General features: G+C 63.1%; 22 protein-coding genes. 9 read left to right on the top strand and 13 right to left on the bottom strand.

Annotated features, from left to right (window positions below):
* Nucleotides 1–172 precede the first annotated feature (172 nt).
* Genes BRPE64_RS24600 through BRPE64_RS24590 form a run of 3 tightly spaced genes read left to right on the top strand, consistent with a single transcriptional unit; the run spans nucleotide 173 to nucleotide 3,652 of the window.
* Complete coding sequence (locus BRPE64_RS24600) at nucleotides 173–1,609, top strand: UbiA family prenyltransferase (RefSeq protein WP_016347627.1); 1,437 nt, start codon at nucleotides 173–175, stop codon at nucleotides 1,607–1,609.
* A 19-nt stretch (nucleotides 1,610–1,628) separates the two neighbouring features.
* On the top strand, nucleotides 1,629–2,000 hold the full coding sequence (locus BRPE64_RS24595) for a DMT family transporter (protein WP_016347626.1): 372 nt from the start codon (nucleotides 1,629–1,631) through the stop codon (nucleotides 1,998–2,000).
* 50 nt (nucleotides 2,001–2,050) lie between these two features.
* Nucleotides 2,051–3,652, top strand: a complete 1,602-nt coding sequence (locus BRPE64_RS24590) for a hypothetical protein (RefSeq protein ID WP_016347625.1) — start codon at nucleotides 2,051–2,053, stop codon at nucleotides 3,650–3,652.
* A gap of 13 nt (nucleotides 3,653–3,665) precedes the next feature.
* On the opposite strand, the gene BRPE64_RS24585 is transcribed toward BRPE64_RS24590, so the two are convergent.
* Together BRPE64_RS24585 and BRPE64_RS24580 are read right to left on the bottom strand one after the other, a co-directional pair.
* Nucleotides 3,666–6,050 (bottom strand): penicillin-binding protein 1A, encoded by a 2,385-nt coding sequence (locus tag BRPE64_RS24585; protein ID WP_084675825.1) that lies wholly within the window; start codon nucleotides 6,048–6,050, stop codon nucleotides 3,666–3,668.
* 73 nt (nucleotides 6,051–6,123) lie between these two features.
* Nucleotides 6,124–6,651 (bottom strand): Lrp/AsnC family transcriptional regulator, encoded by a 528-nt coding sequence (locus BRPE64_RS24580; RefSeq protein ID WP_016347623.1) that lies wholly within the window; start codon nucleotides 6,649–6,651, stop codon nucleotides 6,124–6,126.
* Nucleotides 6,652–6,827: 176 nt separating this feature from the next.
* Here BRPE64_RS24580 and BRPE64_RS24575 point away from each other — a divergent pair, with 176 nt between their 5' ends.
* Nucleotides 6,828–7,844 (top strand): 1-aminocyclopropane-1-carboxylate deaminase, encoded by a 1,017-nt coding sequence (locus BRPE64_RS24575; protein ID WP_044043183.1) that lies wholly within the window; start codon nucleotides 6,828–6,830, stop codon nucleotides 7,842–7,844.
* Between the two features lies 1 nt (nucleotide 7,845).
* Here BRPE64_RS24575 and BRPE64_RS24570 read toward each other — a convergent pair whose 3' ends face one another.
* From BRPE64_RS24570 to BRPE64_RS33050, 5 genes are all read right to left on the bottom strand, one after another.
* Nucleotides 7,846–8,727, bottom strand: a complete 882-nt coding sequence (locus tag BRPE64_RS24570; protein WP_016347621.1) for a nucleotidyl transferase AbiEii/AbiGii toxin family protein — start codon at nucleotides 8,725–8,727, stop codon at nucleotides 7,846–7,848.
* Nucleotides 8,705–9,727 carry a type IV toxin-antitoxin system AbiEi family antitoxin gene (locus tag BRPE64_RS24565; RefSeq protein WP_016347620.1) on the bottom strand — a complete coding sequence of 341 codons (1,023 nt, stop codon included), beginning with the start codon at nucleotides 9,725–9,727 and terminating at the stop codon, nucleotides 8,705–8,707. The genes BRPE64_RS24570 and BRPE64_RS24565 overlap by 23 nt, the downstream gene beginning before the upstream one ends.
* 79 nt (nucleotides 9,728–9,806) lie before the next feature.
* On the bottom strand, nucleotides 9,807–10,127 hold the full coding sequence (ppnP, locus tag BRPE64_RS24560) for a pyrimidine/purine nucleoside phosphorylase (protein WP_016347619.1): 321 nt from the start codon (nucleotides 10,125–10,127) through the stop codon (nucleotides 9,807–9,809).
* Between the two features lie 93 nt (nucleotides 10,128–10,220).
* Entirely contained in the window at nucleotides 10,221–11,291 is a 1,071-nt protein-coding gene (locus BRPE64_RS24555) for an EpsG family protein (RefSeq protein ID WP_144063514.1), read from the bottom strand.
* 328 nt (nucleotides 11,292–11,619) lie between these two features.
* Nucleotides 11,620–11,943 (bottom strand): hypothetical protein, encoded by a 324-nt coding sequence (locus BRPE64_RS33050; RefSeq protein WP_144063513.1) that lies wholly within the window; start codon nucleotides 11,941–11,943, stop codon nucleotides 11,620–11,622.
* Nucleotides 11,944–12,256: 313 nt separating this feature from the next.
* On the opposite strand from BRPE64_RS33050, the gene BRPE64_RS24550 reads away from it, so the two are divergent.
* The gene (locus BRPE64_RS24550) at nucleotides 12,257–12,988 is read left to right on the top strand and encodes a Crp/Fnr family transcriptional regulator (RefSeq protein WP_044043179.1); all 732 of its coding nucleotides are present in this window, start codon (nucleotides 12,257–12,259) and stop codon (nucleotides 12,986–12,988) included.
* A gap of 6 nt (nucleotides 12,989–12,994) precedes the next feature.
* On the opposite strand, the gene BRPE64_RS24545 is transcribed toward BRPE64_RS24550, so the two are convergent.
* From BRPE64_RS24545 to BRPE64_RS24520, 6 genes are all read right to left on the bottom strand, one after another.
* Nucleotides 12,995–13,822 (bottom strand): ABC transporter permease, encoded by an 828-nt coding sequence (locus BRPE64_RS24545; protein ID WP_016347616.1) that lies wholly within the window; start codon nucleotides 13,820–13,822, stop codon nucleotides 12,995–12,997.
* A gap of 24 nt (nucleotides 13,823–13,846) precedes the next feature.
* Nucleotides 13,847–15,100: an ABC transporter permease gene (locus BRPE64_RS24540; RefSeq protein WP_016347615.1), complete on the bottom strand. Its 1,254-nt coding sequence runs from the start codon at nucleotides 15,098–15,100 to the stop codon at nucleotides 13,847–13,849.
* 31 nt (nucleotides 15,101–15,131) lie between these two features.
* Entirely contained in the window at nucleotides 15,132–16,178 is a 1,047-nt protein-coding gene (locus tag BRPE64_RS24535; protein WP_016347614.1) for an ABC transporter substrate-binding protein, read from the bottom strand.
* A 1-nt stretch (nucleotide 16,179) separates the two neighbouring features.
* A complete protein-coding gene (locus BRPE64_RS24530; RefSeq protein WP_044042969.1) occupies nucleotides 16,180–17,361 on the bottom strand; it encodes an ABC transporter ATP-binding protein in 1,182 nt (393 codons plus the stop codon).
* Between the two features lie 18 nt (nucleotides 17,362–17,379).
* Nucleotides 17,380–18,528 carry a Rieske 2Fe-2S domain-containing protein gene (locus BRPE64_RS24525; RefSeq protein ID WP_016347612.1) on the bottom strand — a complete coding sequence of 383 codons (1,149 nt, stop codon included), beginning with the start codon at nucleotides 18,526–18,528 and terminating at the stop codon, nucleotides 17,380–17,382.
* A 164-nt stretch (nucleotides 18,529–18,692) separates the two neighbouring features.
* Nucleotides 18,693–19,619, bottom strand: coding sequence for a LysR family transcriptional regulator (locus BRPE64_RS24520; protein WP_016347610.1), 927 nt, complete (start codon nucleotides 19,617–19,619; stop codon nucleotides 18,693–18,695).
* Nucleotides 19,620–19,810: 191 nt separating this feature from the next.
* Between BRPE64_RS24520 and BRPE64_RS24515 the strand changes: the two genes are divergently transcribed.
* From BRPE64_RS24515 to argE, 4 genes are read left to right on the top strand one after another with little or no spacing between them, the layout of a single operon-like run.
* Nucleotides 19,811–21,136 (top strand): flavin-containing monooxygenase, encoded by a 1,326-nt coding sequence (locus tag BRPE64_RS24515; protein ID WP_044042968.1) that lies wholly within the window; start codon nucleotides 19,811–19,813, stop codon nucleotides 21,134–21,136.
* A gap of 43 nt (nucleotides 21,137–21,179) precedes the next feature.
* Nucleotides 21,180–21,617: a RidA family protein gene (locus BRPE64_RS24510; protein WP_044042966.1), complete on the top strand. Its 438-nt coding sequence runs from the start codon at nucleotides 21,180–21,182 to the stop codon at nucleotides 21,615–21,617.
* A 10-nt stretch (nucleotides 21,618–21,627) separates the two neighbouring features.
* A complete protein-coding gene (locus tag BRPE64_RS24505) occupies nucleotides 21,628–22,305 on the top strand; it encodes a DUF1028 domain-containing protein (RefSeq protein WP_016347607.1) in 678 nt (225 codons plus the stop codon).
* Nucleotides 22,298–23,461, top strand: a complete 1,164-nt coding sequence (gene argE, locus BRPE64_RS24500) for an acetylornithine deacetylase (protein ID WP_044042965.1) — start codon at nucleotides 22,298–22,300, stop codon at nucleotides 23,459–23,461. Before BRPE64_RS24505 ends, argE begins: the two co-directional genes overlap by 8 nt.
* Nucleotide 23,462: the final 1 nt, after the last annotated feature.

The raw sequence follows: 23,462 nt of genomic DNA, 5'->3' as shown, positions 1-23,462 counted from the left end.
CGCATGTTCGCTCAGATTTGTGGCAACGAAGGTGGGCTACCGCACCGAAGATCGAGCCGCCGACGGTAGCATGAGCGAGCCAACGGCGCGGAATTCCGCGACCGTCCGGCATCTATCTGGACGCCCCAACGACAGCAATCAGTCCCCTTCCAAGACCTTAACGAGGTGAGGCATGTCCCAGGTCAACGCCCAGTTGAACGTCCCGATTTGTGTTGATCTGGATGGCACGCTGACTCATGCGGATCTTCTGGTCGAGTCGTTTCTCGTGCTCGTGAAGCGCAATCCGCTCTATCTGTTCCATTGCTTCGTCTGGCTGATGCGCGGACGGGCCTATCTGAAGTCGCAGATTGCCGAGCGCGTCGCGCTGGATGTTTCGCTGCTTCCCTACGATGCGAAGCTGGTCGCGTATCTGCGCGAGGAGACTTCGAGCGGGCGGGATCTGTACCTCTGCACCGCGTCGAACCGGCGTCTCGCGGAACAAGTGGCCACGCATTTCGGCTTCTTCAAGGGCGTGCGCGCGAGCGACGAGACGCGCAACTTCTCCGGGGCGAACAAGGCGGGCGCATTGCGCGACGAGTTCGGCGAGCGGGGCTTCGACTATTGCGGTAACGCGCTCGTCGATGTGCCCGTATGGAAGCTCGCGCGCATGGCGATCGTGGTGGGCAATCGTCACATTGCGGGCGCGGCGAGGAAGGTCAACGACACGACGCTCGTCTTCGAACAGAAGCGCTCGTTCTTTCGCCTCGTGCTGCGCGAAATGCGCGTATACCAGTGGGTGAAAAATCTTCTGATCTTTCTGCCCTTGCTGGCTTCGCACCGGTTCACCGATCACCGCGCGATCGCCGCCGAGTGCATCGCGTTTCTGGCGTTTTGCTTCTGCGCGTCGTCGGTGTACTTGCTGAACGACATGCTCGATCTCGATGCCGACCGGCGTCACGCGCGCAAGTGCAAGCGGCCGTTCGCGTCGGGCGAGTTGCCGTTGATCGTCGGCATCGTCATGACGATCGCGCTTCTGCTCGCCAGTGCCGGGCTCGCCGTGTTGCTGCCTGTCGATTTCATCATCGTGCTCGCGTGCTACTTCGTGACGACCGTCGCGTATTCGTTCGCGCTCAAGCGCATTCTGCTGGTCGACGTCTTCGTGCTTGCCGCGTTGTACACGGCGCGCATTGCCGGGGGCGGCGCGGCGGGTGGTATCCCGCTGTCGTACTGGCTGATCATGTTCTCGGTGCTGATTTTCCTGAGCCTCGCGATGGTCAAACGCTACGCCGAACTCGACGCACTCCTGCAACGCTCCGGCGGCGGCGAAGCCGTGGGACGCGCGTATCTCACGCAGGATCTCGGCATTCTCCGGTCGTTCGGCACGGCATCCGGCTATCTCGCGGTGCTGGTTCTCGCGCTCTATATGAATTCCGCGGACGTGACGCTGCTTTATCGTCATCAGCAGGCGCTGTGGTTTCTCTTCGGCCTGGCGCTCTTCTGGATCAGCCGTATCTGGATGGTCGCTTTCCGCGGGCAGATGCATGACGACCCGATCGTCTTCGCGATCCGGGACCGCCTGAGTCTGCTGGTTCTCGCGCTGTGCGTGGGTACCGTTATCGCCGCTTCCTGACGAACATCCATCTGACCTTATGCCTTTTTTTCTCGTATTCCTGAGCGGGACATGCAGCGCCCTCGCGAGTCTCTTGCTGCGTTTCGCGGGGCGTCTGCCCGTCTTGCCGACTGATCTCCTCATTGCGGGCCTCGCGGCCAAGCCGCTCGGCTTGCGGCTTGCCGCAATCGGCGCCTATGGTGCCGGCTTTGCCTTCTATGCGCTCGCGTTGAAGCAGGTCGAACTGAGCATCGCCTATCCGATGATGGTCGCCATCACGCTGGTCGAGATTCTTCTGTTCGACGCTGCGCTCGGCGGCGGCCTCTCGATGCGCACCATGACCGGCGCGTTGCTGCTCCTCGCGAGCGTCATGGTGTTGTACATGCCGGGAACCGGGGTCGTACGTTCGTAGGAACCGGGCATCATCCGCGCTTCATCGTCGAGCACACTCGAGCACACGCCATGAACATGCCTGCCGAACGTTCCGTGTCGTCCGCAAGCGCGCCGTTCTCGCGCAGCAGTCCGCTCATTGCCATGCTGCCGCGCGCGTTGTTCATCGTGACGTTGCTGTACGGCGCAGTGTTGTTCTGGCTTGCGCCGCGCCCGCCGTTCGCCGATCTGCCGCAGCACGCGGGGCAGGTGATGTTGCTGCGCGATTTGCTCGAGCATGCGTCGCCGTGGCAGAGCCTCGTACAGATCAATCTGTTCACGCCTTATCTGGTGGGCTACGGGCTCGCGCTGCCGCTCACGTACGTGATGCCTGTATCCGTCGCGCTCAAGCTGTTGCTGATGCTGGCTTACTTCGCGTTCGTCGCGTCCTGTATCGGCTTTCGCCGGCATCTCAACGGCGACCCTCGTCTCGACGTGCTTTTCGTACCGGGCTTTTTCGGCTTCGCGTTCGCATGGGGCTTCTATACGTTTCTGGTCGCGGCGCCGGTGGGCATGCTGTTCATCTGGCTGGCGCACCGTTTTGCCACGACACCGTCGCTTCAGAAAGGCATCGGCGTGGTCCTCGCAGGGACGGCGCTGTTCTTCTGTCACGGCCTCGTCTTTCTGTTCGCGTGTGCGGTCGGCGTCGGCTTCGTGCTCGTCAGTCGTCGTTCGCTGGCGGGCAAGGTGCGCACGCTTGCGCCTTTCGTGCCGCTGTTTCTGCTCTGCGTGGTGTATGCCGCGTGGAGCCATGTGAGCGATCCGCTTCTTGGGCGCACGACCGAAAACATTGTCGCTTTCGATTGGGGCTGGCGGAACTGGAAGCGTCTGTTCGCGTTCCCGGTGCTGGTATGGGGGCTGACCAAAGACGGCGTGATGTACCTGCCTCTCGTCGCGTTGATGTTCGCCGCGCCGTGGCTCTGGCGTGACAGGATCAACCCCGACCGCTCGGTGATGGTGCCGATGGTCGTCGTGACCATCATCTGGCTGTTCGTGCCGGACACGGCGCTCAAGACTTCGCTGCTGTATCAGCGCTTCGCCATGTTTCTGCTGCCCGCGTATGCGCTGATGTTCGTCGCCCCGACGCCGGCCGCGCACGGCGCGCAGCGGGCGTCGTCGAGCAACCGACCGGGGATGCTGCGCGGACTCGGCGTTCAACTGGCGATCGTCGCGGGATGCTGGATCTTTCTGGCGGACCAGTCGGTGCGGCTGCATCGCTTTATCGCGGAAAACGCTGCGCTGGACCAGATGCTGGCGCGTACTGAACCCGGTCAGCGCGCGCTCAATCTCGTGTTCGACCGCGCGAGCACCGCGTACGAGAGTCCCACGGCCTACATGCATCAGGCCGTGTGGTATCAGGCGGAGCAACACGGCTTCGTCGAGCTGAACTTTGCGATGTTCATCCCGCAGATCGTGCGTTTCAGGCCGACAGAGTTTCCGCTCCAGGCATCGAGGCTCGAAGACTTTCCGCAGACCTTCGAATGGAAGCGGGACAACGGCCGCACGTATCGGTACTTCTTCGTGCGCAAGGCCGAGCCGCTGGCCGCGAGCTTTTTTGCCAACGACGAATGCGACGTCGCCTTGCTGATGCGCTCCGGCGAATGGTCGCTTTACGAGCGGCGCAGTTGCCGGTGAAACCGTCCGGGCTTTATTGCTGCGTCTGGCTCGCGGGCGCGTCGCTGGCCGTATCGTCGGCGGGAGACGGGAGGATCGGCGGCATCGTCGTGAATAGGGGCGGCTGAGGCTGTGCTCCAGGTGCTTCAGGCGCTTCGGTCACTTCGGCCACCGGTTCGGCCGGCGCGCGCTTCACGCGCACGGGTTTTTGCGCCGACGTTTGCTTCGTCGCGGTCGGCTTCGGTTCCTTCGTGAAGGTCTGCGCGAACCACGTGCGCACGCGCGTCACCATCGTGTGCCACAGGCTTGGCGTCTCCTGCGTGTCGAAGCGCGCGTTCGCGTCGATCAGACGCGAACGCAACGAGCGCTGCATGAAGTCGCCGATGATCGGCAACGCGCTGTGCGCGCCTTGTCCCCAGTAATCGCTGCGCAGCGTGACGCGGCTGTCGTTGAAGCCGACCCACGCGCCCGCCACCAGTTGCGGATGCATCAGGATGAACCAGCCGTCCGCGTTGTCCTGCGTCGTGCCGGTCTTGCCCGCGACGTCCGCGCGAATGTTGAAGCGCGTGCGGATCGCCGTGCCGGTGCCGCGATTGATCACGTCACGCATCACGTCGACGAGCGTGCGCGTCGCATCCACCGACAACGCGCGCTCCGGCGCGCTCTCGAACTGCGCGAGCACTTCGCCTTCCTTGTTCTCGATACGCGTGACGAGCAGCGGCTCCATGTAGCTGCCGTCATTGGCGATGGTGCCGTACGACGACACCATCTCCTTCAGCGTGACGGGACTGGTGCCGAGCGCGAGCGACGGCACCACATCCAGATGGCTTTCGCGCACGCCCATGTCGCGCGCGAGCCGCGCCACGCGCCCCGGTCCGACCGATTCCATCAATTGCGCGGTGATGCGGTTCTTCGAATACGCGATGCCGTCGCGCAGGCTCACCGGGCGGCCGGACGGCGGCGAGTCGTCGGTCGGGCGCCACGTTTCCGCGCCTTTCACCGGAATTTCCACGGCCTGATCGATGAACGTGTCGGTCGGCTTCGCGCCGTGTTCGAACGCCGCGCCGTAGACGAACGGCTTGAAGGTCGAGCCGGGCTGGCGGCGCGCCTGCGCGACGTGATCGAACGGATCCTGCGTGAAGTCGCGACTGCCGACCCATGCCTTGATCTGGCCGTTGCGCGGATCGAGCGCGACGAACGCGGCCTGCACGCGCGTCTTGTTCTCGCACAGCGTCTGCATGAACGCGCGGTCCGCGCCGAGCTTTTTGATGGCGTCGGCGTCGTTCATGCCGCCATCGCGCGCCGCGCGATAGTCGCCCGTCTCGCGGATGAACGCATGCGCGAGATTCGCATCCGCGTTCGCGCAGCCGCCGCGTCCGCCCCACGCCGCATTGGCGATCGACTGCAACTGGTTGCCCTGCCACGCGAGCGAATTCGTCGCCATGGTCTGCAAGCGCGAGTCGATGGTCGTGCGCACGATAAGGCCATCGGAATAGATGTTGTAGTCGTTGTCGTCGGCCCAGCCGATGAGCCACTTGCGCAATTGCTGCGCGAAATGCGGCGCGCGTCCGGGCTCTTCGGTCTGCCGCTCGAAGTCGATGCGCAGCGGACGTTTTTCGAGCGCGTCGAGCTTCGCCGCCGGCAGATGGCCGAACTTCACCATCTGCCCGAGCACGATATTGCGCCGGTCCAGCGCGCGCTCGGGATTGATCACCGGGTTGTAATAGCTATTGCCCTTCAACATGCCGATGAGCGTCGCGCTCTGAAGCACGTCGAGCTGGCCCGCGGATTTGTCGAAGTAAGTGCGCGCCGCCATTTCGATGCCGTACGCGTTGTAGAGAAACGGCACCGTGTTCAGATAGGTTTCGAGGATCTCATCCTTCGAATAAAGCGCTTCGATCTTGAACGCGGTGATGGCTTCCTTCAGCTTGCGCGTAACGGTCTGCGAGCGGCCGATTTCCTCCGGATAGAGATTGCGCGCGAGTTGCTGCGTGAGCGTGGAGCCGCCTTGCTTGTCGCCCTTGAGCGTATGCAGCGCCGCCGATGCCGTGCGTTTGAAATCGATGCCGTGATGCTGATAGAAGCGCCGGTCTTCCGTCGCGATCAGCGCATCGACCACTTGCGGCGAGATTTCCTTGAGGCTCACCCATTCGCGATGCGTCGGCTTGAATTCGGCGAGCAGCTTGCCGTCGGCGGAATAGATTTGCGCGGGCCGATCGACTTTCGCGCGGCGAATATCGCGGATGCCGGGCGTGAACGGAATCAGCACCAGCACGTAGAGCACGAAAAGCGCCGGCAGAAGAAGCAGCGTGCGGGGCCGCAGATGCGGGCGCAGCCGCACCGCGAGGCGAGCCAGAACGGCCTTGGCCCAGGCTTTGAAATCGGACGCAGTCACAACGAAACGGGGTGCCCCGAGCATGGAAAACCCTGAATCGTAGCGTAATTTTTCAGCAGGTCTTTCGCAAAGTTGTGTTTTTCGGACGTCCGCAAGTTCAGGCCGAGCGCGTTCCGGCCGTTTCGCCGATGGGAAACGCCGTCGTCGAGAGAACTTCGCGCAAGACGACGAAGGTGCGAATCTGCCGGACGCCGGGCAGATAAAGCAGCTTCTCGGCGTGCAGACGGTTGAAGCTCTCGCTGTCGCGCGTGCGGATCAGCATGAAGAAGTCGAACTCGCCCGTCACCACGTGACACTCCATGCAGCCGGGCACTTTCTGCGCGGCTTTCTCGAAGGCATCGAAGGAATCGGGCGTGGAGCGGTCGAGGATCACGCCGATCAGCACGAGCATGCCTGCGTCGAGTGCTTTCGGATCGAGGAGGGCGACAGTCCTGCGGATTAAGCCCGCCTCGCGCAGCCGCTCGACGCGCCGCAGACACGCGGGCGCGCTCAGATTGACCTTCTCGGCGAGCGCGACATTAGAGATCGATGCATCGCGCTGCAACTGACGCAGAATCGCGCGATCGACGCGATCGGTCTGCACGCCCGCCTGTTGCGGGTTTCGACTCGGTGCGGTTTTTTTCATTGCGTCACAAAGGATTTGAACGAAATAAACATAAGTGCTCGAACCATGCTGGTACGAAACGTTAGGTCGAACGGCTTTTTTTCGCAACCCGGTCGAAACGGCGATTCTCTACGATTGTGCTCAGGCGTCGCGGCATGCGCGGCGGCTACCGTCCCATCATCGCGAGGATGCCGATCATGAACCTGCAACGTTTCCCCCGTTATCCGCTGACCTTCGGACCGACGCCCATTCAGCCGCTCAAGCGCCTCTCGGCGCATCTCGGCGGCAAGGTGCAGCTCTACGCGAAGCGCGAGGACTGCAACAGCGGCCTGGCCTTCGGCGGCAACAAGACGCGCAAGCTCGAATATCTGATTCCCGAGGCGCTCGCGCAGGGCTGCGACACGCTCGTGTCGATCGGCGGCGTGCAGTCGAACCAGACGCGCCAGGTCGCGGCGGTGGCGGCGCATCTCGGCATGAAGTGCGTGCTCGTGCAGGAGAACTGGGTCAATTACTCGGATGCCGTGTACGACCGCGTCGGCAATATCCAGATGTCGCGGATGATGGGCGCGGACGTGCGGCTTGTCGCGGACGGCTTCGATATCGGCATCCGCAAAAGCTGGCAGGACGCGATGGACAGCGTGCGCGCGGCGGGCGGCAAGCCGTTTCCGGTGCCGGCGGGTTGCTCGGAGCATCCGCTGGGCGGGCTGGGCTTCGTCGGCTTCGCGGAGGAAGTGCGCGCGCAGGAAGCGGAACTGGGCTTCAGGTTCGATTACATCGTCGTGTGCTCGGTGACGGGCAGCACGCAGGCGGGCATGGTCGTCGGCTTCGCGGCGGACGGGCGCGCGCGGCGCGTCATCGGCATCGATGCATCGGCCAAGCCCGAGCAGACGCACGAGCAGATTCTGCGCATCGCGAAGCACACGGCGGAACTCGTCGATCTCGGTCAGGACATCACGCGCGATGACGTGATCCTCGATACGCGCTTCGGCGGTCCCGAATACGGCTTGCCGAACGAAGGCACGCTCGAGGCGATCCGTCTGTGCGCGCGGCTCGAAGGCGTGCTGACCGATCCCGTCTACGAGGGCAAGTCGATGGACGGCATGATCCAGATGGTGCGCAACGGCGAATTTCCCGAGGGCTCGAAGGTGCTCTACGCGCATCTCGGCGGCGTGCCCGCGCTCAACGCGTACAGCTATCTGTTCCGCAACGGCTGATTTATGCGGATTCCTGAAACGCGCGCCTGAATGCGTCGAAGAGTGCGGCGATCGTCTCCGACGTATCCGCCTCGAAGACCGGCATGCGCGAGCCGAGCATGTGCGTCAGGATCGGCGGCGCGGGATCGTCCGGGCGCAGGATCGAGACAATCTGCGCGCGGACGGCGTCATCCGCGATTGCGGCCGTGTCGCGGCCGAGCAGTGCCGCGCCGGCGATGTCCGGATCGTGGCCGTGCCGCTCCACGAGATCGAAGGCATCGGAATAGAGGCGGTCGAGATTGCCCGCCTGCGCATAGCGCGCCATCAGAAAAAGCAGGTCGATGGCGTCCTTGCGGTCGGCCGCGTGCCGGTCTTGCCACGCGACGATCTTGAGCATTGCCTGCGCGGGCAGCGACGCGACCGGCACGATCAGATCCGGCGCGATGCGCACGGCAAGCGCGGCATCGAGCGCCTGCCGGAAGCCCGCGACGTTCATGCGCACCGCCTGATCCGGCGGCCACGCGATCTCGCCGCGTGCGTCCTGCACGCCGCCGAACGGCACGATATCGAGCCAGGTGCGCTCGCCGGTCGTCGGCGCGCGATAGTCCAGCCGATGCGCCGAGCCCTTCGGCGCGCTGAAATTCCCCGCTGCGACGAGCATGCGCCGCAAGGCGTCGTGTCCGGTCCAGCTCTGGATTGCAATGCCGATATCGACGTCGGCGGTCGCGCGCATCGCCTGGATGTCGTGGACGTGCGTGAGCACGATGTCGCGCGCGCTCGCGCCGCCGACGAACCACGCGATGTTCGTCGCCTCCGCGGCGGCGACGACTTCCCGCAGCATCGCGGCAATGGTTCCGGCGAGCGGCCGATGCGGCAGCAGTTCAAGCGGCGAGGTAGCGTTCACGCAGCATCCTGGCGGTTTCGAGATTGCGCGGGTCGCCGCTTGCGACGAGATCGGCATAAACGAGCAGCGGCGCGACGACGTTCGGCGGCAGGCCATCGACAGGCATGAGTTTCACCGGCGCGCGCAGGAACTCGACGTTGCCCGCAGGGTCGGGCCGCAGCCGTGCCTGCATGATCCATTCGCGCGGCACGGCGTCGGCGCAATAGGCGGTGACCGTGGCCGGCTTGAGATATTCCGTGAGGATTGCAGCAGCCGGTTCGCCGCCGAACTGGCACTGACCGGGAAGGGCGGAAACGTCGCGCCACCAGTCGTTCGAATCGGCGCGATAGCGTCCCAGCACGAGCGATTCGCGCAATTGCCGCGGATACAGCGTGACCCATTCGTCGATCAGCCGTTCGCGGTCGGCGAACTGAAGGCCGCGGCCGTCGGGACGCTCGAAGACGTCGCGGTGATCGATGAGCGCGCGCACGGCGTTCTGCACGGTGCCGTGACTCACGCCCGCAATCTGTGCGATGTCGCGATAGCCGCGCTCCAGCAGCGCCGGCGTGACGAGCAGCGCGAGCGTGACGCGTAATGTCGATTTGGTCCACGTTCGCGAACGCGGCGCCTTGCTGGCGGCCACGCGCGGACGCCCCGAGACGATCACGATGCTAGTGCCCTCGACGAGACTCGCGTTGCCCGCCAGATCGAGCGCATCGACGTTCATCTCGCGGCAAGCGCGGATCATGTTGGGCGACAGATAAGTGGTGACGAGCGCAGGCTTGACGCTGTGCTCGTGCGACGCCGACGCAATGGCCGACAGCGCGCCGACTCTGTCGACGATGTCCCGCACGATCACGGGCCGCTTGACGCGCGCGGTGCCGAAGCGAAATTCGATGGCGGCGTCATAGACGCTGCGCGCGGGCGCCTTCGTGCGGCGCGCGGTGAGGCCGGTCGCGTCGCTGAAGGCAGCGGCGGCGGTTTCGACCATTTGCTCGATATGGTGATCGGCGGGCGGCATGGCGGAGTCGTTTGTCCAATTTTTCGGATTGTACACGAAACGTGGACATCGCTAAAAATTGGACAGACTCCGTTTTCGCTCAAAGATAACTGCAAACGTAGTCGAGCGTTTCGATCACATCGATATCGAAGCGGCTCTTGCCCGGCACCGAAAACGATTCGCCCGCGCTATACGTTTTCCATTCGTCGCTGCCCGCGAGCCGGATGCGGCATTGCCCGGCCTGCACTTCCATGAGTTCGGGTGCATCGGTGCCGAAGTTGAGCGTGCCCGGCAGGATCACGCCGAGCGTCTTGCGCGAGCCGTCGGCGAAGAGCACGGTGTGCGACACGCACTTGCCGTCGAAATAGACGTTGGCGCGTTTGATAACGGAAACCTGATCGAATTGCGTTGCGGCCGTCATGGCGGTCTTCCTTGAGATCGACGAGAGTGAATGCGAACTCGCGCGCAGGCGCTGGCGCGCGAGCCCGTCATCATACAGGCCGTCGGACTGGCGTCATTTCAGGAAGTAGGCGTACACGCCTTTCTGATACGCGAGAAAAGCCTCCGCGAAAATCATGAAGTACAGCACGACCAGCATCCAGAGCGTGAGGCCGTCCTTGACCCGTATCTCCTGAACGAAGAATGGCAGCATCAGCGAAATGTAATAGAACACGCGGTCCTTGCCGAATGGAAAGAGCGTGAACGCAAACACGAGATACACGACGAGACCGAAGTGCATGAGCGCAAGCTCGCGCATCGACGAGCGCAGGCGCAACGCGCGGATATACGGAAGCGATGTCATCAGGAGCATCGAGCCGATCGAATAGGACAGCATCAGCACGAGCAGATTGACCGAGAACTCCGCCTGATAGCCCGCGTAATCGCCGAGACGCCGGCCGCCGAAGGTATCGAAGAGCATCTGCGCGCTCATCGACAACATCGCGCCGGCGATGCTCACCAGCGTAATGGCCGTCCGATTGTTCGGTCCGCTCAGTCGCGCGGCGATCAGCAGCAGGGCGGGAAATGCCACCGTCGTGTGGATGGTGCTGGCGATCAGCAAGCCGAGCACCGGGCGCCTGAACACGATGGCAAAGAGCACCGCAATGGCGAACGCGAAGCCCTGACGAATCTGGAACAGCCCGGTCACGCACAGCGCCGACGGAATCACGATCCACAACAGCAAGCCGGTCAGCGGACGGCGCAGGCGTGTGAGCGCCAGGAACACGAGACCGTTGGCGAGCACGACCGTAATGCGGATGGCCGTGTCGGGCGTGAACCCGAAAGCATTGACGAAGAGAATCCAGATTCGCCAGCCGATTTCGTCGGTGACGATGCGCGGAATGAGGCTCGGGCTAAATCCGCGCCGCTGGAAATAGCGTTCGAGCCAGTTCCAGTCGGTATAGCGGAAGTAGGCGATATACGCTTCCTGATCGGGCAGACGGTAGATCGATCGTTCGGAAGTCGCGAGAAACCATAGGATGTATGAGGCGAGCAGCACGAACGCCCACCCCGCGGGCGTCGCGAAGAAAGGGCGGTCAACGCTTTGCGGGCGGCTCAGGTCGAATGAGCCGGGAGTCTTGCGCAACGCCAGGTTTTTCATGGTCGAAAGAAGATACGGGACGCGCTCTGGCTGTCGGTATATGTGCTGCTCGATGCGGGGCGCTTGCAATGAAATGAGTGGCCGCCGCCAGCGTGAATCGACTCGATCGCAACTTGAGACACTAACGGTTTTTGCGGCGCTTGGGGGCGGGTTTTGCGTTGATGTCTGCTGAATGTTCGATGCGTTCGTTAGCGCACATAAGATCGCTGCGCATGACGGTAAGCGCATGGCGCATGTATCGACGCATGCAGCACGAAGACGGCCCTCAAGCCATCACGAGCCACCATCATCTACAGACGGTACGCGTCCCTTGTCAGACCAGAAAATCGGCAAGGTGTACGCAATGCAACGTTTTTTCGCGCTGGCTGCATTCCCCGCCGAAGTCTTTCAGCACGGCATCAAAGTCATGACGAAATCCGCACGCGTCCCGCCGCATAAGGCTTCCGGCGCAGCCGTCCTGCCGGCTCCGCGTCCGATAGCCCCGAAGCATGACCACGATTGCAACATTTTTCGAATGCCGCTCGCTTCCCTTGCGACAGGCCTTCAGGCGAAGTTGCGGGCGCGTTGCGCGCCTGGGCCGCGCCGCCCGATCACCGCTGTGCGGGCTATTCAGCAGACGAAAACGTTTGGCGGCCATGGGCGCTCAGTCCGCATACCGTATGAAGACCGCTTTTCACGGTTGAATCAATTTTGATCGAGGACACGGCGCGGCGCGCGGCGTCGGAGCGCAAAGCCACACAGGTACAAGGATTAGCGTGTGCTGGCACACCTCTCGCTTATGTATGACCAAGCACGAAGACCACCGCGATCCTCAACGATAAAAACTGCGGCCACTTCGTGCTACGGGGCTGGTCGCAACGGGTTCGATGAACGCCATTCGAGCGTGCACGAAACCCGTTGCGAGCCAGAAAAAAGCACAGCGCCAAGCGCACAGACAAGAGCATAAGAACATGTTGACTCTCCAATCCGACCTGCACGGCAACCATCTGTTGGGCGCGCTTCCGGCGCAAGAATGGCAGGCCATCGCGCCGCATCTCGAACTGGTCCAACTGCGCACCGAGCAACTGCTCTGCGATTCCGGCCAACGCATCCATCACGTGTATTTCCCGACCACGGCAATCATCTCGCTGCTGCATACGATGGAAGACGGCGGCTCGGTCGAGGTCGCGGCGGTCGGTCGCGAAGGCATGTCGGGCGTGCCTGTGCTGACGGGCGGCGACACCATGCCGACGCGCGTACAGGTCCAGTGCGCGGGCTTCGCTTATCGGATGAGCGCGGGCGCGCTGCGCGAGCACTTCGGCCGCTCGGACTTCCTGCGCCGCATCATGCTGCTGTACATGCAAGCCCTCCTCACGCAGGTCGCGCAGACGGCCGCTTGCAATCGGCATCATTCGCTCTCGAAGCAACTGTGCCGCTGGCTGCTGATTCAGACGGACCGCACGCCGTCGGATCAACTGCGTGTCACGCAACAGATGATCGCCGACATGCTCGGTGTACGTCGCGAAGGTGTGACCGAAGCCGCCGGCAAGTTGCACGACGCGGGCCTGATTCATCACAGCCGCGGCTGCATCAAGGTGCTGGATCGCGCGGGTCTGGAAGAGCGCGCCTGCGAGTGCTACGGCATCGTCAAGCGCGAGTTCGACCGCATGTTGCCGCGCCGTCAGGTCGAAGCCGTCGTATAAGCGTGTTCAGACGAGGGCGCGGCTGGCTGCAGCCGCCCGCCCGCGCAACCAGTTGATGCTGGCGAAGAGCAGGACGGCGAAGACGATAAGCATCGTCGCCACGGCGAGAATCGACGGATCGATCGAATCGCGGATACCGCTCCACATCTGCCGCGGTACCGTGCGCTGATCCGGCCCGCCGATGAACAGAATCACGATCACTTCATCGAACGAAGTCGCGAACGCGAACACGCTGCCGGTCGCGACGGCGGGCATGATGAGCGGCAAGGTCACGCGGCGAAACGCGATCCAGGGCGCGGCGCCGAGGCCGGACGCGGCGCGCAACAGACTCTGATCGAACGACAGCAACGACGCCGTCACGGTGATCACGACGAACGGCGTGCCGAGCGCCGCGTGCGCGAGAATCACGCCGGGGTACGAGTTCACGAGCCCGAGCGGCGCGAAGATCAGATAAAAGCCCGCCGCAACGACAACGATCGGCACGATCATCGGCGAGATGATGATCGGCATGATCACCGAGCGCCACGGAAACTGCGCGCGCGAAAGGCCGAGCGCCGCGAGCGTGCCGAGACAGGTGGCGATCAGCGTCGATGCCGCGCCAATGCCGATGCTGTTCAACAGCGAGCGCTGCCAGTCCGGGCTCGTCAGCGCCTGTTGATACCAGCGCAGCGAGAAGCCTTGCAGCGGGTACGAAAAGTACGATCCCGAGTTGAACGAGAGCGGGATGATCGCGAGAATCGGTGCGATGAGAAAGAAGAGGACGAGCGCGGTATGCAGCCGCACCCATCGCGATGCGATGCGTTCCGTCAGCACTCTGTTGCGTTGTTCCGGCATGAAGGTTCCTCGCGTGCGGACGAATCAACCGAAACGCAGCCGGTCGATGCCGACGATCCGGTTGAACAGAAAATAAAAGATCGCCGTGAAGATCACGAGGTACGCCGAGAGCGCGCCCGCCAGCCCCCAGTTGAGCTGCGTGTTCGTCTGCAACGCGATCAATTGGCTGATCATCTCGTCGCCTGCGCCGCCGAGCAGCGCGGGCGTGATGTAGTAGCCGAGCGCAAGCACGAAGACGAGAAAGCATCCCGCGCCGACGCCCGGCAGCGTCTGCGGAATATAGATGCGCACGAACGCGGTGAACGGATGCGCGCCGAGCGATTGCGCCGCGCGCACATACACGGGCGACACGCCCTTCATCACCGAAAAGATGGCGAGGATCATGTACGGCAGAAGCACGTGTGTCATGCCGATCAACACGCCCGTGCGGTTGAAGATGAGCGGCAGCGGATGCGAAGCGAGGCCGAGTCCCATCAACACGCCGTTGATCACGCCGCCCGGTTGCAGCAGCACGTACCACGCGGTCGTGCGCACGAGCAGCGAGGTCCAGAACGGCACGATCACGAAGAGCATCAGACGGTTACTGCTCGTTGCGGGCAGATTGGCGAGCAGCCACGCGACCGGATAACCGAGCACGAGACACAGCAGCGTGACGGATGCGCTGATCGCTATCGTGCGCAGAAAGGCTTGTCGATAGATCGACGCGTTATCGGCGACGAAAGCGACATTGCCTTGCGGCGTCACCTGCGCATCGACGGCGGCGAGCAGATAGTCGGGCGTCGGCGATGCGGCGGCGCGCTTCAACAGCCGCCACGTTTCCGGGGCATTCCAGCGTTCGTCAAGCTCGATCAGCGCGGGCTTCCACGCGGGCGGCGTCTCGTCGCGGACGCTGCGCGCGGTGCGCATCAGCAGGCTGCGAAACTCGGGCTGCGCGAAGTTGAGCCTGCGCGCGACGGTGCCGAGCTGCCCGCTCTGCTGCGCGTCACGAAGCCCTGTCGCAAGCAGTGCGAAGATGTATTCATCGGGCACGCCGCGCCCGTCCCAGGCATCGAGCGCGCGGGACAGGGCGGGCATGCTCGCGGGCACTTCCTTGTTCTCCACGCTGCGCGCGAGCAACAGCGCAATTGGCGCGATGAACGTCGAAAGAAGAAACACGATCAGCGGAAGCGCAAGCAGCAACGCCTGCACCGATGCGCGGCGGCGCGCCTTCTGAAAGGACGCGCGGCCGTCGGCTCTCGTCGGAGAACCGGATGCGGCGGCGTGAATCGATGCGGGCATATCGTGTCTGTCCTCTGATCGTGCGCTGCCGTTACTGCGTCAGCCAGACCTGGAAACGCTTGTTGATCTGGTCCGCGTTGTCGGCCCAGAAGTTCGCGTTGATCTGCACCGCGCGCTTGAAGTTGTCCGGCGCGGTCGGCAGGTCGGCGAGACGCTGCTTGTCGATGAGCGCGATCGCGTCCTTGCGCGGCGGCGCATACGCGATGTACTTCGACAGATCCGCATACGACTTCGGCTGCGACGCCGAGACGATGAACTTCGCGGCGTCGTCGGCGTGCTTCGCGCCCGCCGGAATGCCCCACCATTCGAAGTCGTAGACCTGCGCGTCCCACACGGCCTTGAACGGCTTGTTGTCCTTCTTCGCGGCATCGTCGATGCGGCCGTTGTACACCTGCGTCATCGCGACCGCGCCGTCCGCGAGCAACTGCGGCGCCTGCGCGCCCGACTCCCACCACACGATGTTCTTCTTGATCGTGTCGAGCTTCTTGAACGCGCGATCGACGCCCGCGGGCGTGCCGAGCACCTTGTAGACATCTTTCGGATCGACGCCGTCGGCGATCAGCGCCCATTCCATCGATACTTTCGGCGACTTGCGCAGGCCGCGCTTGCCGGGGAATTTCTGCAGGTCGAAGAAGTCGTTGACCGTGGTCGGCGCGGTCTTCAGCTTGCTCGCATCGTACGCATAGACGGTGGACCAGACCATGCTCGCGACCGCGCAATCGCTGATCGAACCGGGAATGAAGTCGCTCGTCTTGCCGAGTGTCTTCTTGTCAAACTTCTTGAGCAGGCCTTCGTCGCAGGCGGTGATCGCGTCGTTGGTTTCGAGGTCGATCAGATCCCACGTCGTGTTCTTGGCCTGCTCCATCGCGGAGAGTTTGGCGAGGCCGCCGTCATACGATTCGGTCGAGAAGCCGATGCCGGTCGCCTGCGTAAATGGCTCGAAATAAGCCTTTTTTGCAGCGGCTTCATACGCGCCGCCGAAGGTCACGACGGACAGCGTCGTGGCCGCGTGGGCGGCGGCGCTGCCGAACGCGATAACAGCGAGTGCGGCGCATTGTGCTTTGATGTGGGTGCGCATGTCAGTTGGCTCCTGCGGGTGCGGTCGAGATGAGGGAAGGTGACGGCGGGGTGGTCGGGGCAATCGCGGGCGCGCTTTTCGGCGCCATCATCGCGAGAATCTTGCAGTCGTCGTGACGCCATGCAATTTCGATCGTGCTGCCGGCCGCAGGCAGCGCGTGACGCTGGGTGTTGGGCACTTTCACGACGAGCGAATCGCGCGAGCCGAGCTTCAGATGCACGCGATGATGATCGCCGCAATACACGAGTTCTTCGACGCGCGCCTGCACCACATTGCTGTGCTCGTCGGCATGCGTGCTGTCCGCGCCGGCAATGTGCGCGCGCTCGGGGCGCAACGCGAGCATCGCATCGTCGCCGGCGCGCAGGCCTTGCTCGCAGCGGCCGCGAATGACGCTGCCATCGGAGAGCGCGAGCGTCGCCCATTCGCCGTTCGCACTGACCACGCGCCCCGTGAGCCCGTTGTTCTCGCCGACGAAGTTCGCGACGAACGCGTTCTGCGCGTTCTCGTACAGCTCGCTCGGCGTGGCGGCCTGCTGGATGCGGCCATCGGAAAACACGGCAACGCGGTCGGACATGGTGAGGGCTTCGGCCTGATCGTGCGTGACATACACGACCGTGAGCGACAACTCGCGATGCAGCCGCATGATTTCGTATTGCATCGTTTCGCGCAGACGTTTGTCGAGCGCGCCGAGCGGCTCGTCCATCAGCACGACGGAAGGCTCGAACACGAGCGCCCGCGCGAGCGCGACGCGCTGCTGCTGGCCGCCCGACAGTTGCGCCGGACGCCGGTTCGCCAGATGCGGCAACTCGATCATTTCCAGCGCGCGCTTCACACGCACCTTCTGCTCGGCGCGGCTCACGCGCCGCACGGAGAGCGGAAACGCGACGTTCTCCGCAATCGTCAGATGCGGAAACAGCGCGTAGTTCTGAAACACCATGCCGATGTCGCGCTGATGCGGCGGCTTGTCGTCCAGACGCTTGCCATCGAGGCGAATCTCGCCTTGCGTCGGCGTTTCAAAGCCCGCGAGCATCATCAGCGTGGTGGTCTTGCCCGAACCCGATGGCCCGAGCAGCGACAGGAATTCTCCGCGGCGCACGTCGAGATTCAGATCCTCCACGACGGAATGCACACCGTCGTACGATTTGCTCACCCCGGCGAAGGAAATGAAGGAAGGGTTTGACATCGTGATCGCGTCCTGTCTTCAGTGCTGTGCGACCTTCGCCGCGAGATAGCGCGCGAAGTCGTAATTGGGCCGTTCGAGATGACTCAGGTGTCCCGGCTTCGCGAGCGGCGCATGCACGCCGCGAAACACGGCTTGCACGCCGCGCTTGTCTTCCGCGTTCACTTCGTCGAGCAGCTTCTTGAGCGTGGTCATGTGCGCGTTCGCTTCCGGGTCCGAGATGAACTCAGGCGCAAGCCCGCCGCCGAAGCGGATATGCACGTGCCCCACGCCGCGCGGCTGCAACGCGAGATACCAGAAATAGCCGGGCGTGAGCGTGACGAGATGCGTCGGATAGATCGCGAGCAAAGCGGTCGTCTTGCGCCAGTGGCCCGTCAATCGCGTGTTATCCGGATGCGCATTGCCGATAGGCAAGCTCGCTTCCTTCGTAATCCAGTGATAGTTGAACGCGGGATAACCCGGCGGACATTCCATCTCTTCGAGCTTCGAATGCGGACCGACGGTCGCGCGATGCAGCATCGGCAAGTGATAGCTCTCCATGAAGTTTTCCGCGAGGATCTTCCAGTTCGTGTCCCACACGTGTTCTTCATAGAACGTTTCGATGTAGTCCGCCATGCCGTACGCGCCGATCAGCTCGCTCAACTCCGCAAGCTGCTGCTGCACGGGCGGCGCGTTATCGTCGAGCGTCACATAGATCCAGCCTTGCCATTCTTCGCAGCGCACCGCGGGCAGCATGTAGCTTTCCTTGCAGAAGCCCGCTTGCCGCTCCATCAGCGGTGCGCCCTTCAATGCGCCGTCCAGCGAATAATTCCACGCGTGATAAGGACACACGATGCGGCGCACGTTGCCGCGCCCTTCCAGCAGCACCGACATGCGATGCAGGCACACGTTCGACATCGCCTTGAGTTGCATCTGCTCGTCGCGCAACACGACAATCGGCTGCGCGCCGATCTGCGCCGTCAGATAGTCGCCGGGCGCCTGCAACGCACTCGCGCGCCCGACGCATTGCCATTCGCGCGCAAAGATCGCGCGTTCTTCGAGCGACAGAAACTCGGCCGATGTATAGACGCCGGGCGGCATGGCATGCGCGTCGCTGAATGGTCGTTCGCAATTCGACCGCAACGCATCGACGAGCGTGTGTACTGCAATCGTGCTTGCCGGATCTGCCATGAAGTCCTCCGAGTCCGTTCCCCGCGAGCGCGCGCCGACGCCGGGCTTCAAGATGTTGCGCTCAACCTGAACATCAATCTATCAAGCCAAATTGCCAGCCAAAATATTGTTTTCGGATACAAAGCAAAGCTTTTGGCTATGCAGCGGGTCCGCTAGTTATCCCGCTAGTTATCGATACGCAGGCGACGGATATACGTCTCGCAAAACGACGAGAAGCGATGCACCACCTGACGCGGCCGCATCGTGCGCGATTGCGCGATGCCGAGCGTCGTTGCGTTCACGTTGTCCTTGAAGCGCTTAATCACGAAGTCTTCGCCGTCTACCGTGCGATTCGATTTAAGCGGAAAGTTGAGGATGCTGTAGCCCAGACCGTTGGCCACCATGCCGCGCACGACCTCCGGCTGCGACGAGCGAAACGCAGGCACCGGACGGCTCCCGACAGCGTCGAAGAGCGCGGCGAAATACTCGCGGCTGTGCGGCAGATCGAGCATCACGTAAGGCTCCGGCAGCAGATCGGCAAGCGATACGCGGCGCGCGCGTGCGAGGCGATGCGTCTTCGGCAGGATCGCGTAAGGCGGCAGGGACAGCAGCGGCGTGAACGCGATATTCTCGGTGAGATCGAGGCTATAGGTCAGCGCGATGTCGAGCGAACCGTCGTGCAAGCCACGCAGGAGACCGTCCTGATGCGCCTCGACCGTGCGAAACGAAATGCCCGCGTGTCCCGCCGTGAAGCGGCTGATGAGCCCCGGCATCAAAGGCGGCGCGAGTGAGACGAGACAGCCGAGCGCGATCGATCCGGTCATGCCGCCGTCCATCTCTTTCGCGGCCATCTGCAATTCTTCGGCGATCTTCAGGAGATTGCGCGCCTGGCCGAGCAGGTCGCGGCCCGCTTGCGTGAGGGACAGACCGCTCGCGTGATGTCGTATGAAGAGTTGCACGCCGAATGACTCTTCGAGGTCTGCGAGTGCCGTCGAGATCGAAGGCTGCGAAATATGCAGACGCCGCGCCGCCGCAGTGAACGACAACGCTTCCGCCGTGACGACAAAGTAGCGCAACTGGCGCAACGAATAGCGCAAGGGAAGGTTTTCCATCGACGATGCTCCATGACCGGCGTTCGTTCTTTCGTTCTTTCGTTCGGCGGCATTGTGAAGCCGTCAAAAATGACTGCATAGCCAAATCCGATGCTATGCATTTTTTAAATATATTTTTCGGATTCTGTCGGGGCGCGTAGATTTTCACGAAGACATCACGCAGATAAACGGTCTTTCGGAAGGACATAGCCATGACAGTGGAAACAACGTCAATCGATACGCTCGTGGTCGGCGCAGGGCAGGCGGGCGTCGCGATGAGCGAGCATCTGAGCAAGCTCGGCGTGCCGCATCTCGTGCTGGAACGCGACCGCATTGCCGAACGCTGGCGCACCGGACGATGGGATTCGCTGGTCGCCAACGGCCCCGCATGGCACGACCGTTTTCCCAACCTCGAATTCGCCGACTTCGATCCGAACGCGTTTGCATCGAAGGAACAGGTCGCGGATTATTTCGTCGCTTACGCGAGAAAGTTCGATGCGCCTATCCGCACCGGCGTCGACGTGAAGAAGGTCGTGCGCAATGCGGGACGCCCGGGCTTTACGGTCGAAACATCGGACGGAACGATCGAGGCGAATCGCGTTGTCGTCGCGACGGGGCCGTTTCAGCGGCCGGTCATTCCGCCGATCGCGCCTAACGCTACGCATCTCACGCAGATTCACTCGGCCGACTATCGCAATCCTGCGCAGTTGCCCGAAGGCGGCGTGCTGGTGGTCGGCGCGGGATCGTCGGGCGTGCAGATCGCCGATGAATTGCAGCGCGCGGGCAGACGCGTTTATCTTTCAGTGGGTGCGCATGATCGTCCGCCGCGCGGTTATCGCGGCCGCGATTTCTGCTGGTGGCTCGGCGTGCTCGGCGAATGGGACGCGGAAGTCATGAAGCCCGGCCGCGAACACGTGACGATTGCCGTGAGCGGCGCGCGTGGCGGCCAGACGGTGGATTTCAGGCGTCTCGCGCATCAGGGCATCACGCTCGTCGGCCTGACGAAATCGTTCGATGGCGACATCGTGACGTTCGAAGCCGATCTCGCGGATAACATCCGGCGCGGCGACGAGAACTATCTGTCGCTGCTCGATGCAGCCGATGCCTACGCCGCGCGCAACGGCCTCGATCTTCCCGAGGAGCCCGAAGCCCGCATCATTCCCGCCGATCCGGACTGCATGACGCATCCGCTCGCCGAACTCGATCTGGCGCAGGCAGGCGTGACCTCGATCATTTGGGCGACGGGCTATGCCGTCGATTTCGGCTGGCTGCAAGTCGATGCATTCGACGACAAAGGCAAGCCCCGGCATCAGCGCGGCGTCGCGAAGGAGCCGGGCATCTATTTTCTCGGCTTGCCGTGGCTCTCGCGGCGCGGCTCCGCGTTCATCTGGGGCGTGTGGCATGACGCGAAGCACATTGCCGATCACATCGTCACGCAGCGCAAATACCTCGCTTATTACGATGCGCCGCAAGCTCGCACCGAACGCTCGTCTGCCGAATCGTCCGTACACACGACGAGCGAAGTAGGCGTCAACTGATTTCAAACTTTCCTCAGTCATTCTTCAGTACCAAGGTGCATCGATGAGCCAACCAACGCATACCCGTATCCGCATGTTCAACACGAAGGATACGTACCCGAACCAGACGCTCGACAACGATCTCTGCCAGGCCGTGCGCGCGGGCAACACCGTGTATGTGCGCGGCCAGATCGGCACGGATTTTTCGGGCAATCTCGTCGGGCTCGGCGATCCGCGCGCGCAGGCCGAGCAGGCGATGAAGAACGTCAAGCAATTGCTGGAAGAAGCGGGAAGCGATCTCTCTCATATCGTCAAGACGACGACGTATCTCACCGATGTGCGCTTTCGCGAACCGGTGTATCGCGAAGTCGGCAAGTGGCTGAAGGGCGTGTTTCCGATTTCGACGGGACTGACCGTCGTCGCGCTCGGCCAGCCGGAATGGCTGATGGAAATCGACGTGATCGCGGTCATTCCGGAAGGCTGGACGCCGCCTCAGGCCTGATGGAGGGCACATGACATTTTCTATCGTCGGACGTTGCGATAAGACGGGGCAGCTTGGCATCGCGATCAGTTCATCGAGCATCGCGGTCGGCGCGCGGTGTCCGTGGGTGCGCGCGGGCGTCGGCGCGGTGGCGACGCAAAACGTCACGCTGCCCGCGCTCGGCTCGCAGATTCTCGATCAACTGCAACAGGCACGGCTCGATCCGGCCGCGGCGCTCGAACGCGCGCTTGCCGCGAACGAATGGAGCGAGTACCGGCAGGTGACGGTGATCGACGCGCAAGGCCGCACCGCATTTTTCAGCGGCAGGGAAGCGCTCGGCACCTATCACGCGGTGGCGGGAAATCAATGCGTCGCTGCGGGCAACATGCTGGCGGGCATCCACGTCATCGAAGCGATGATTCCCGCATTCGAGAACGCCACGGGCGCACTCGCGGACCGCTTGCTTGCCGCGATGCATGCCGCGATGGCCGCAGGCGGCGAAGCAGGGCCGGTGCATTCGGCGGCGCTGAAGATAGCGGGCGAGATGAGCTGGCCGCTCGTCGATCTGCGAGTCGATTGGGCCGACGACGATCCCATCGGCAAGCTCGATACGCTGTGGCAGGCCTACAGGCTGCAGATGCAGGACTACGTGACGCGCGCGCTGAACCCGACCGCCGCGCCCAGCTACGGAGTGCCGGGCGATGAGTGACATGACGAGCCGCGCGCTGCTGGAAAAGCTGATCGGCTTCGCAACCGTCAGCCGCGATTCCAATCTGGAACTGATCGAGTTCGTGCGGACGTATCTGGCCGGTTACGGCGTCGAGAGCGAGCTTTTCTACAACAACGCCCGCACCAAGGCAAATCTGTTCGCGACGATCGGTCCGCGCAATCGCGGCGGCATCGTGCTGTCGGGACATACGGATGTCGTGCCCGTCGATGGTCAGGCGTGGACCGTCGATGCTTTTCGCCTCACCGAAAAAGACGGCCGCCTGTATGGCCGCGGCACCGCCGACATGAAGGGCTTTCTCGCCTCGGTGCTGGCGGCGGTGCCGCGTTTCATCGAACGCGATCTGAAGCTGCCGGTGCATCTTGCGTTCTCGTATGACGAAGAGGTCGGCTGCCTCGGCGTGCGGCCGATGCTCGCGGAACTGGAAAAGCGCGCGCACAGGCCGGTGCTGTGTGTCATCGGCGAGCCGACCGCGCTCAAGCCGGTTCTGGGTCACAAGGGCAAGCTCGCGATGCGTTGTCAGGTGAAGGGCGCGGCGTGCCATTCGGCCTACGCGCCGTATGGCGTCAACGCGATTCAATATGCGGCGCGTCTCATCAATCGTCTGGACGAGATCGGCGAGCAACTTGCGCAGCCCGAGCATCACGACACGCGTTTCGATCCGCCTTACTCGACGGTGCAGACCGGCGTCATCAAGGGTGGCCGCGCGCTCAACATTGTGCCGGCCGAATGCGAATTCGATTTCGAAGTGCGCGCGCTGCCGGGCTTCGATGCGAATCGCGTCGCCGATGAATTGCAGACTTACGCGAACGCCGAGCTATTGCCGAAGATGCGCGCGGTGAAGCCGGACACGGATATTCGCCTCGAGCCGCTGTCGGCGTATCCGGGACTCGCGACATCGCCGGAAAGCGAAGCGGCGCGTCTCGTCGCCATGCTGAGCGGCTCGACGGATTTCGGCACGGTGGCCTTCGGTTCCGAAGGCGGCCTGTTCAATCGGGCGGGCATTCCCTCGGTGGTCTGCGGACCGGGAAGCATGGATCAGGGCCACAAGCCCGACGAATTCGTGACGGTCGAACAACTGCGCGACTGCGACACGATGATGATGCGTCTCGCGGACCATCTCTCGGCCAGCGCCTGAC

This window comes from Caballeronia insecticola (genome assembly GCF_000402035.1).
In the GTDB taxonomy this organism is placed as follows: domain Bacteria; phylum Pseudomonadota; class Gammaproteobacteria; order Burkholderiales; family Burkholderiaceae; genus Caballeronia; species Caballeronia insecticola.
The sequence above is the reverse complement of the archived record's forward strand: the minus strand, read 5'-3'. Positions and strand labels throughout refer to the sequence as shown.

Excerpts from the sequence above, each read along its gene's own strand:
- BRPE64_RS24535 (WP_016347614.1), bottom strand. The coding sequence starts at position 16,178 with ATGCGCACCCACATCAAAGCACAATGCGCCGCACTCGCTGTTATCGCG.
- BRPE64_RS24505 (WP_016347607.1), top strand. The coding sequence starts at position 21,628 with ATGACATTTTCTATCGTCGGACGTTGCGATAAGACGGGGCAGCTTGGC.
- BRPE64_RS24540 (WP_016347615.1), bottom strand. The coding sequence starts at position 15,100 with ATGCCCGCATCGATTCACGCCGCCGCATCCGGTTCTCCGACGAGAGCC.
- BRPE64_RS24530 (WP_044042969.1), bottom strand. The coding sequence starts at position 17,361 with ATGTCAAACCCTTCCTTCATTTCCTTCGCCGGGGTGAGCAAATCGTAC.
- BRPE64_RS24580 (WP_016347623.1), bottom strand. The coding sequence starts at position 6,651 with ATGAAAAAAACCGCACCGAGTCGAAACCCGCAACAGGCGGGCGTGCAG.
- BRPE64_RS24565 (WP_016347620.1), bottom strand. The coding sequence starts at position 9,727 with ATGCCGCCCGCCGATCACCATATCGAGCAAATGGTCGAAACCGCCGCC.
- BRPE64_RS24600 (WP_016347627.1), top strand. The coding sequence starts at position 173 with ATGTCCCAGGTCAACGCCCAGTTGAACGTCCCGATTTGTGTTGATCTG.
- BRPE64_RS24515 (WP_044042968.1), top strand. The coding sequence starts at position 19,811 with ATGACAGTGGAAACAACGTCAATCGATACGCTCGTGGTCGGCGCAGGG.
- BRPE64_RS24595 (WP_016347626.1), top strand. The coding sequence starts at position 1,629 with ATGCCTTTTTTTCTCGTATTCCTGAGCGGGACATGCAGCGCCCTCGCG.
- BRPE64_RS24590 (WP_016347625.1), top strand. The coding sequence starts at position 2,051 with ATGAACATGCCTGCCGAACGTTCCGTGTCGTCCGCAAGCGCGCCGTTC.
- BRPE64_RS24550 (WP_044043179.1), top strand. The coding sequence starts at position 12,257 with ATGTTGACTCTCCAATCCGACCTGCACGGCAACCATCTGTTGGGCGCG.
- BRPE64_RS24510 (WP_044042966.1), top strand. The coding sequence starts at position 21,180 with ATGAGCCAACCAACGCATACCCGTATCCGCATGTTCAACACGAAGGAT.
- BRPE64_RS24520 (WP_016347610.1), bottom strand. The coding sequence starts at position 19,619 with ATGGAAAACCTTCCCTTGCGCTATTCGTTGCGCCAGTTGCGCTACTTT.
- ppnP (WP_016347619.1), bottom strand. The coding sequence starts at position 10,127 with ATGACGGCCGCAACGCAATTCGATCAGGTTTCCGTTATCAAACGCGCC.
- BRPE64_RS33050 (WP_144063513.1), bottom strand. The coding sequence starts at position 11,943 with ATGGCCGCCAAACGTTTTCGTCTGCTGAATAGCCCGCACAGCGGTGAT.
- BRPE64_RS24585 (WP_084675825.1), bottom strand. The coding sequence starts at position 6,050 with ATGCTCGGGGCACCCCGTTTCGTTGTGACTGCGTCCGATTTCAAAGCC.
- argE (WP_044042965.1), top strand. The coding sequence starts at position 22,298 with ATGAGTGACATGACGAGCCGCGCGCTGCTGGAAAAGCTGATCGGCTTC.
- BRPE64_RS24525 (WP_016347612.1), bottom strand. The coding sequence starts at position 18,528 with ATGGCAGATCCGGCAAGCACGATTGCAGTACACACGCTCGTCGATGCG.
- BRPE64_RS24575 (WP_044043183.1), top strand. The coding sequence starts at position 6,828 with ATGAACCTGCAACGTTTCCCCCGTTATCCGCTGACCTTCGGACCGACG.
- BRPE64_RS24545 (WP_016347616.1), bottom strand. The coding sequence starts at position 13,822 with ATGCCGGAACAACGCAACAGAGTGCTGACGGAACGCATCGCATCGCGA.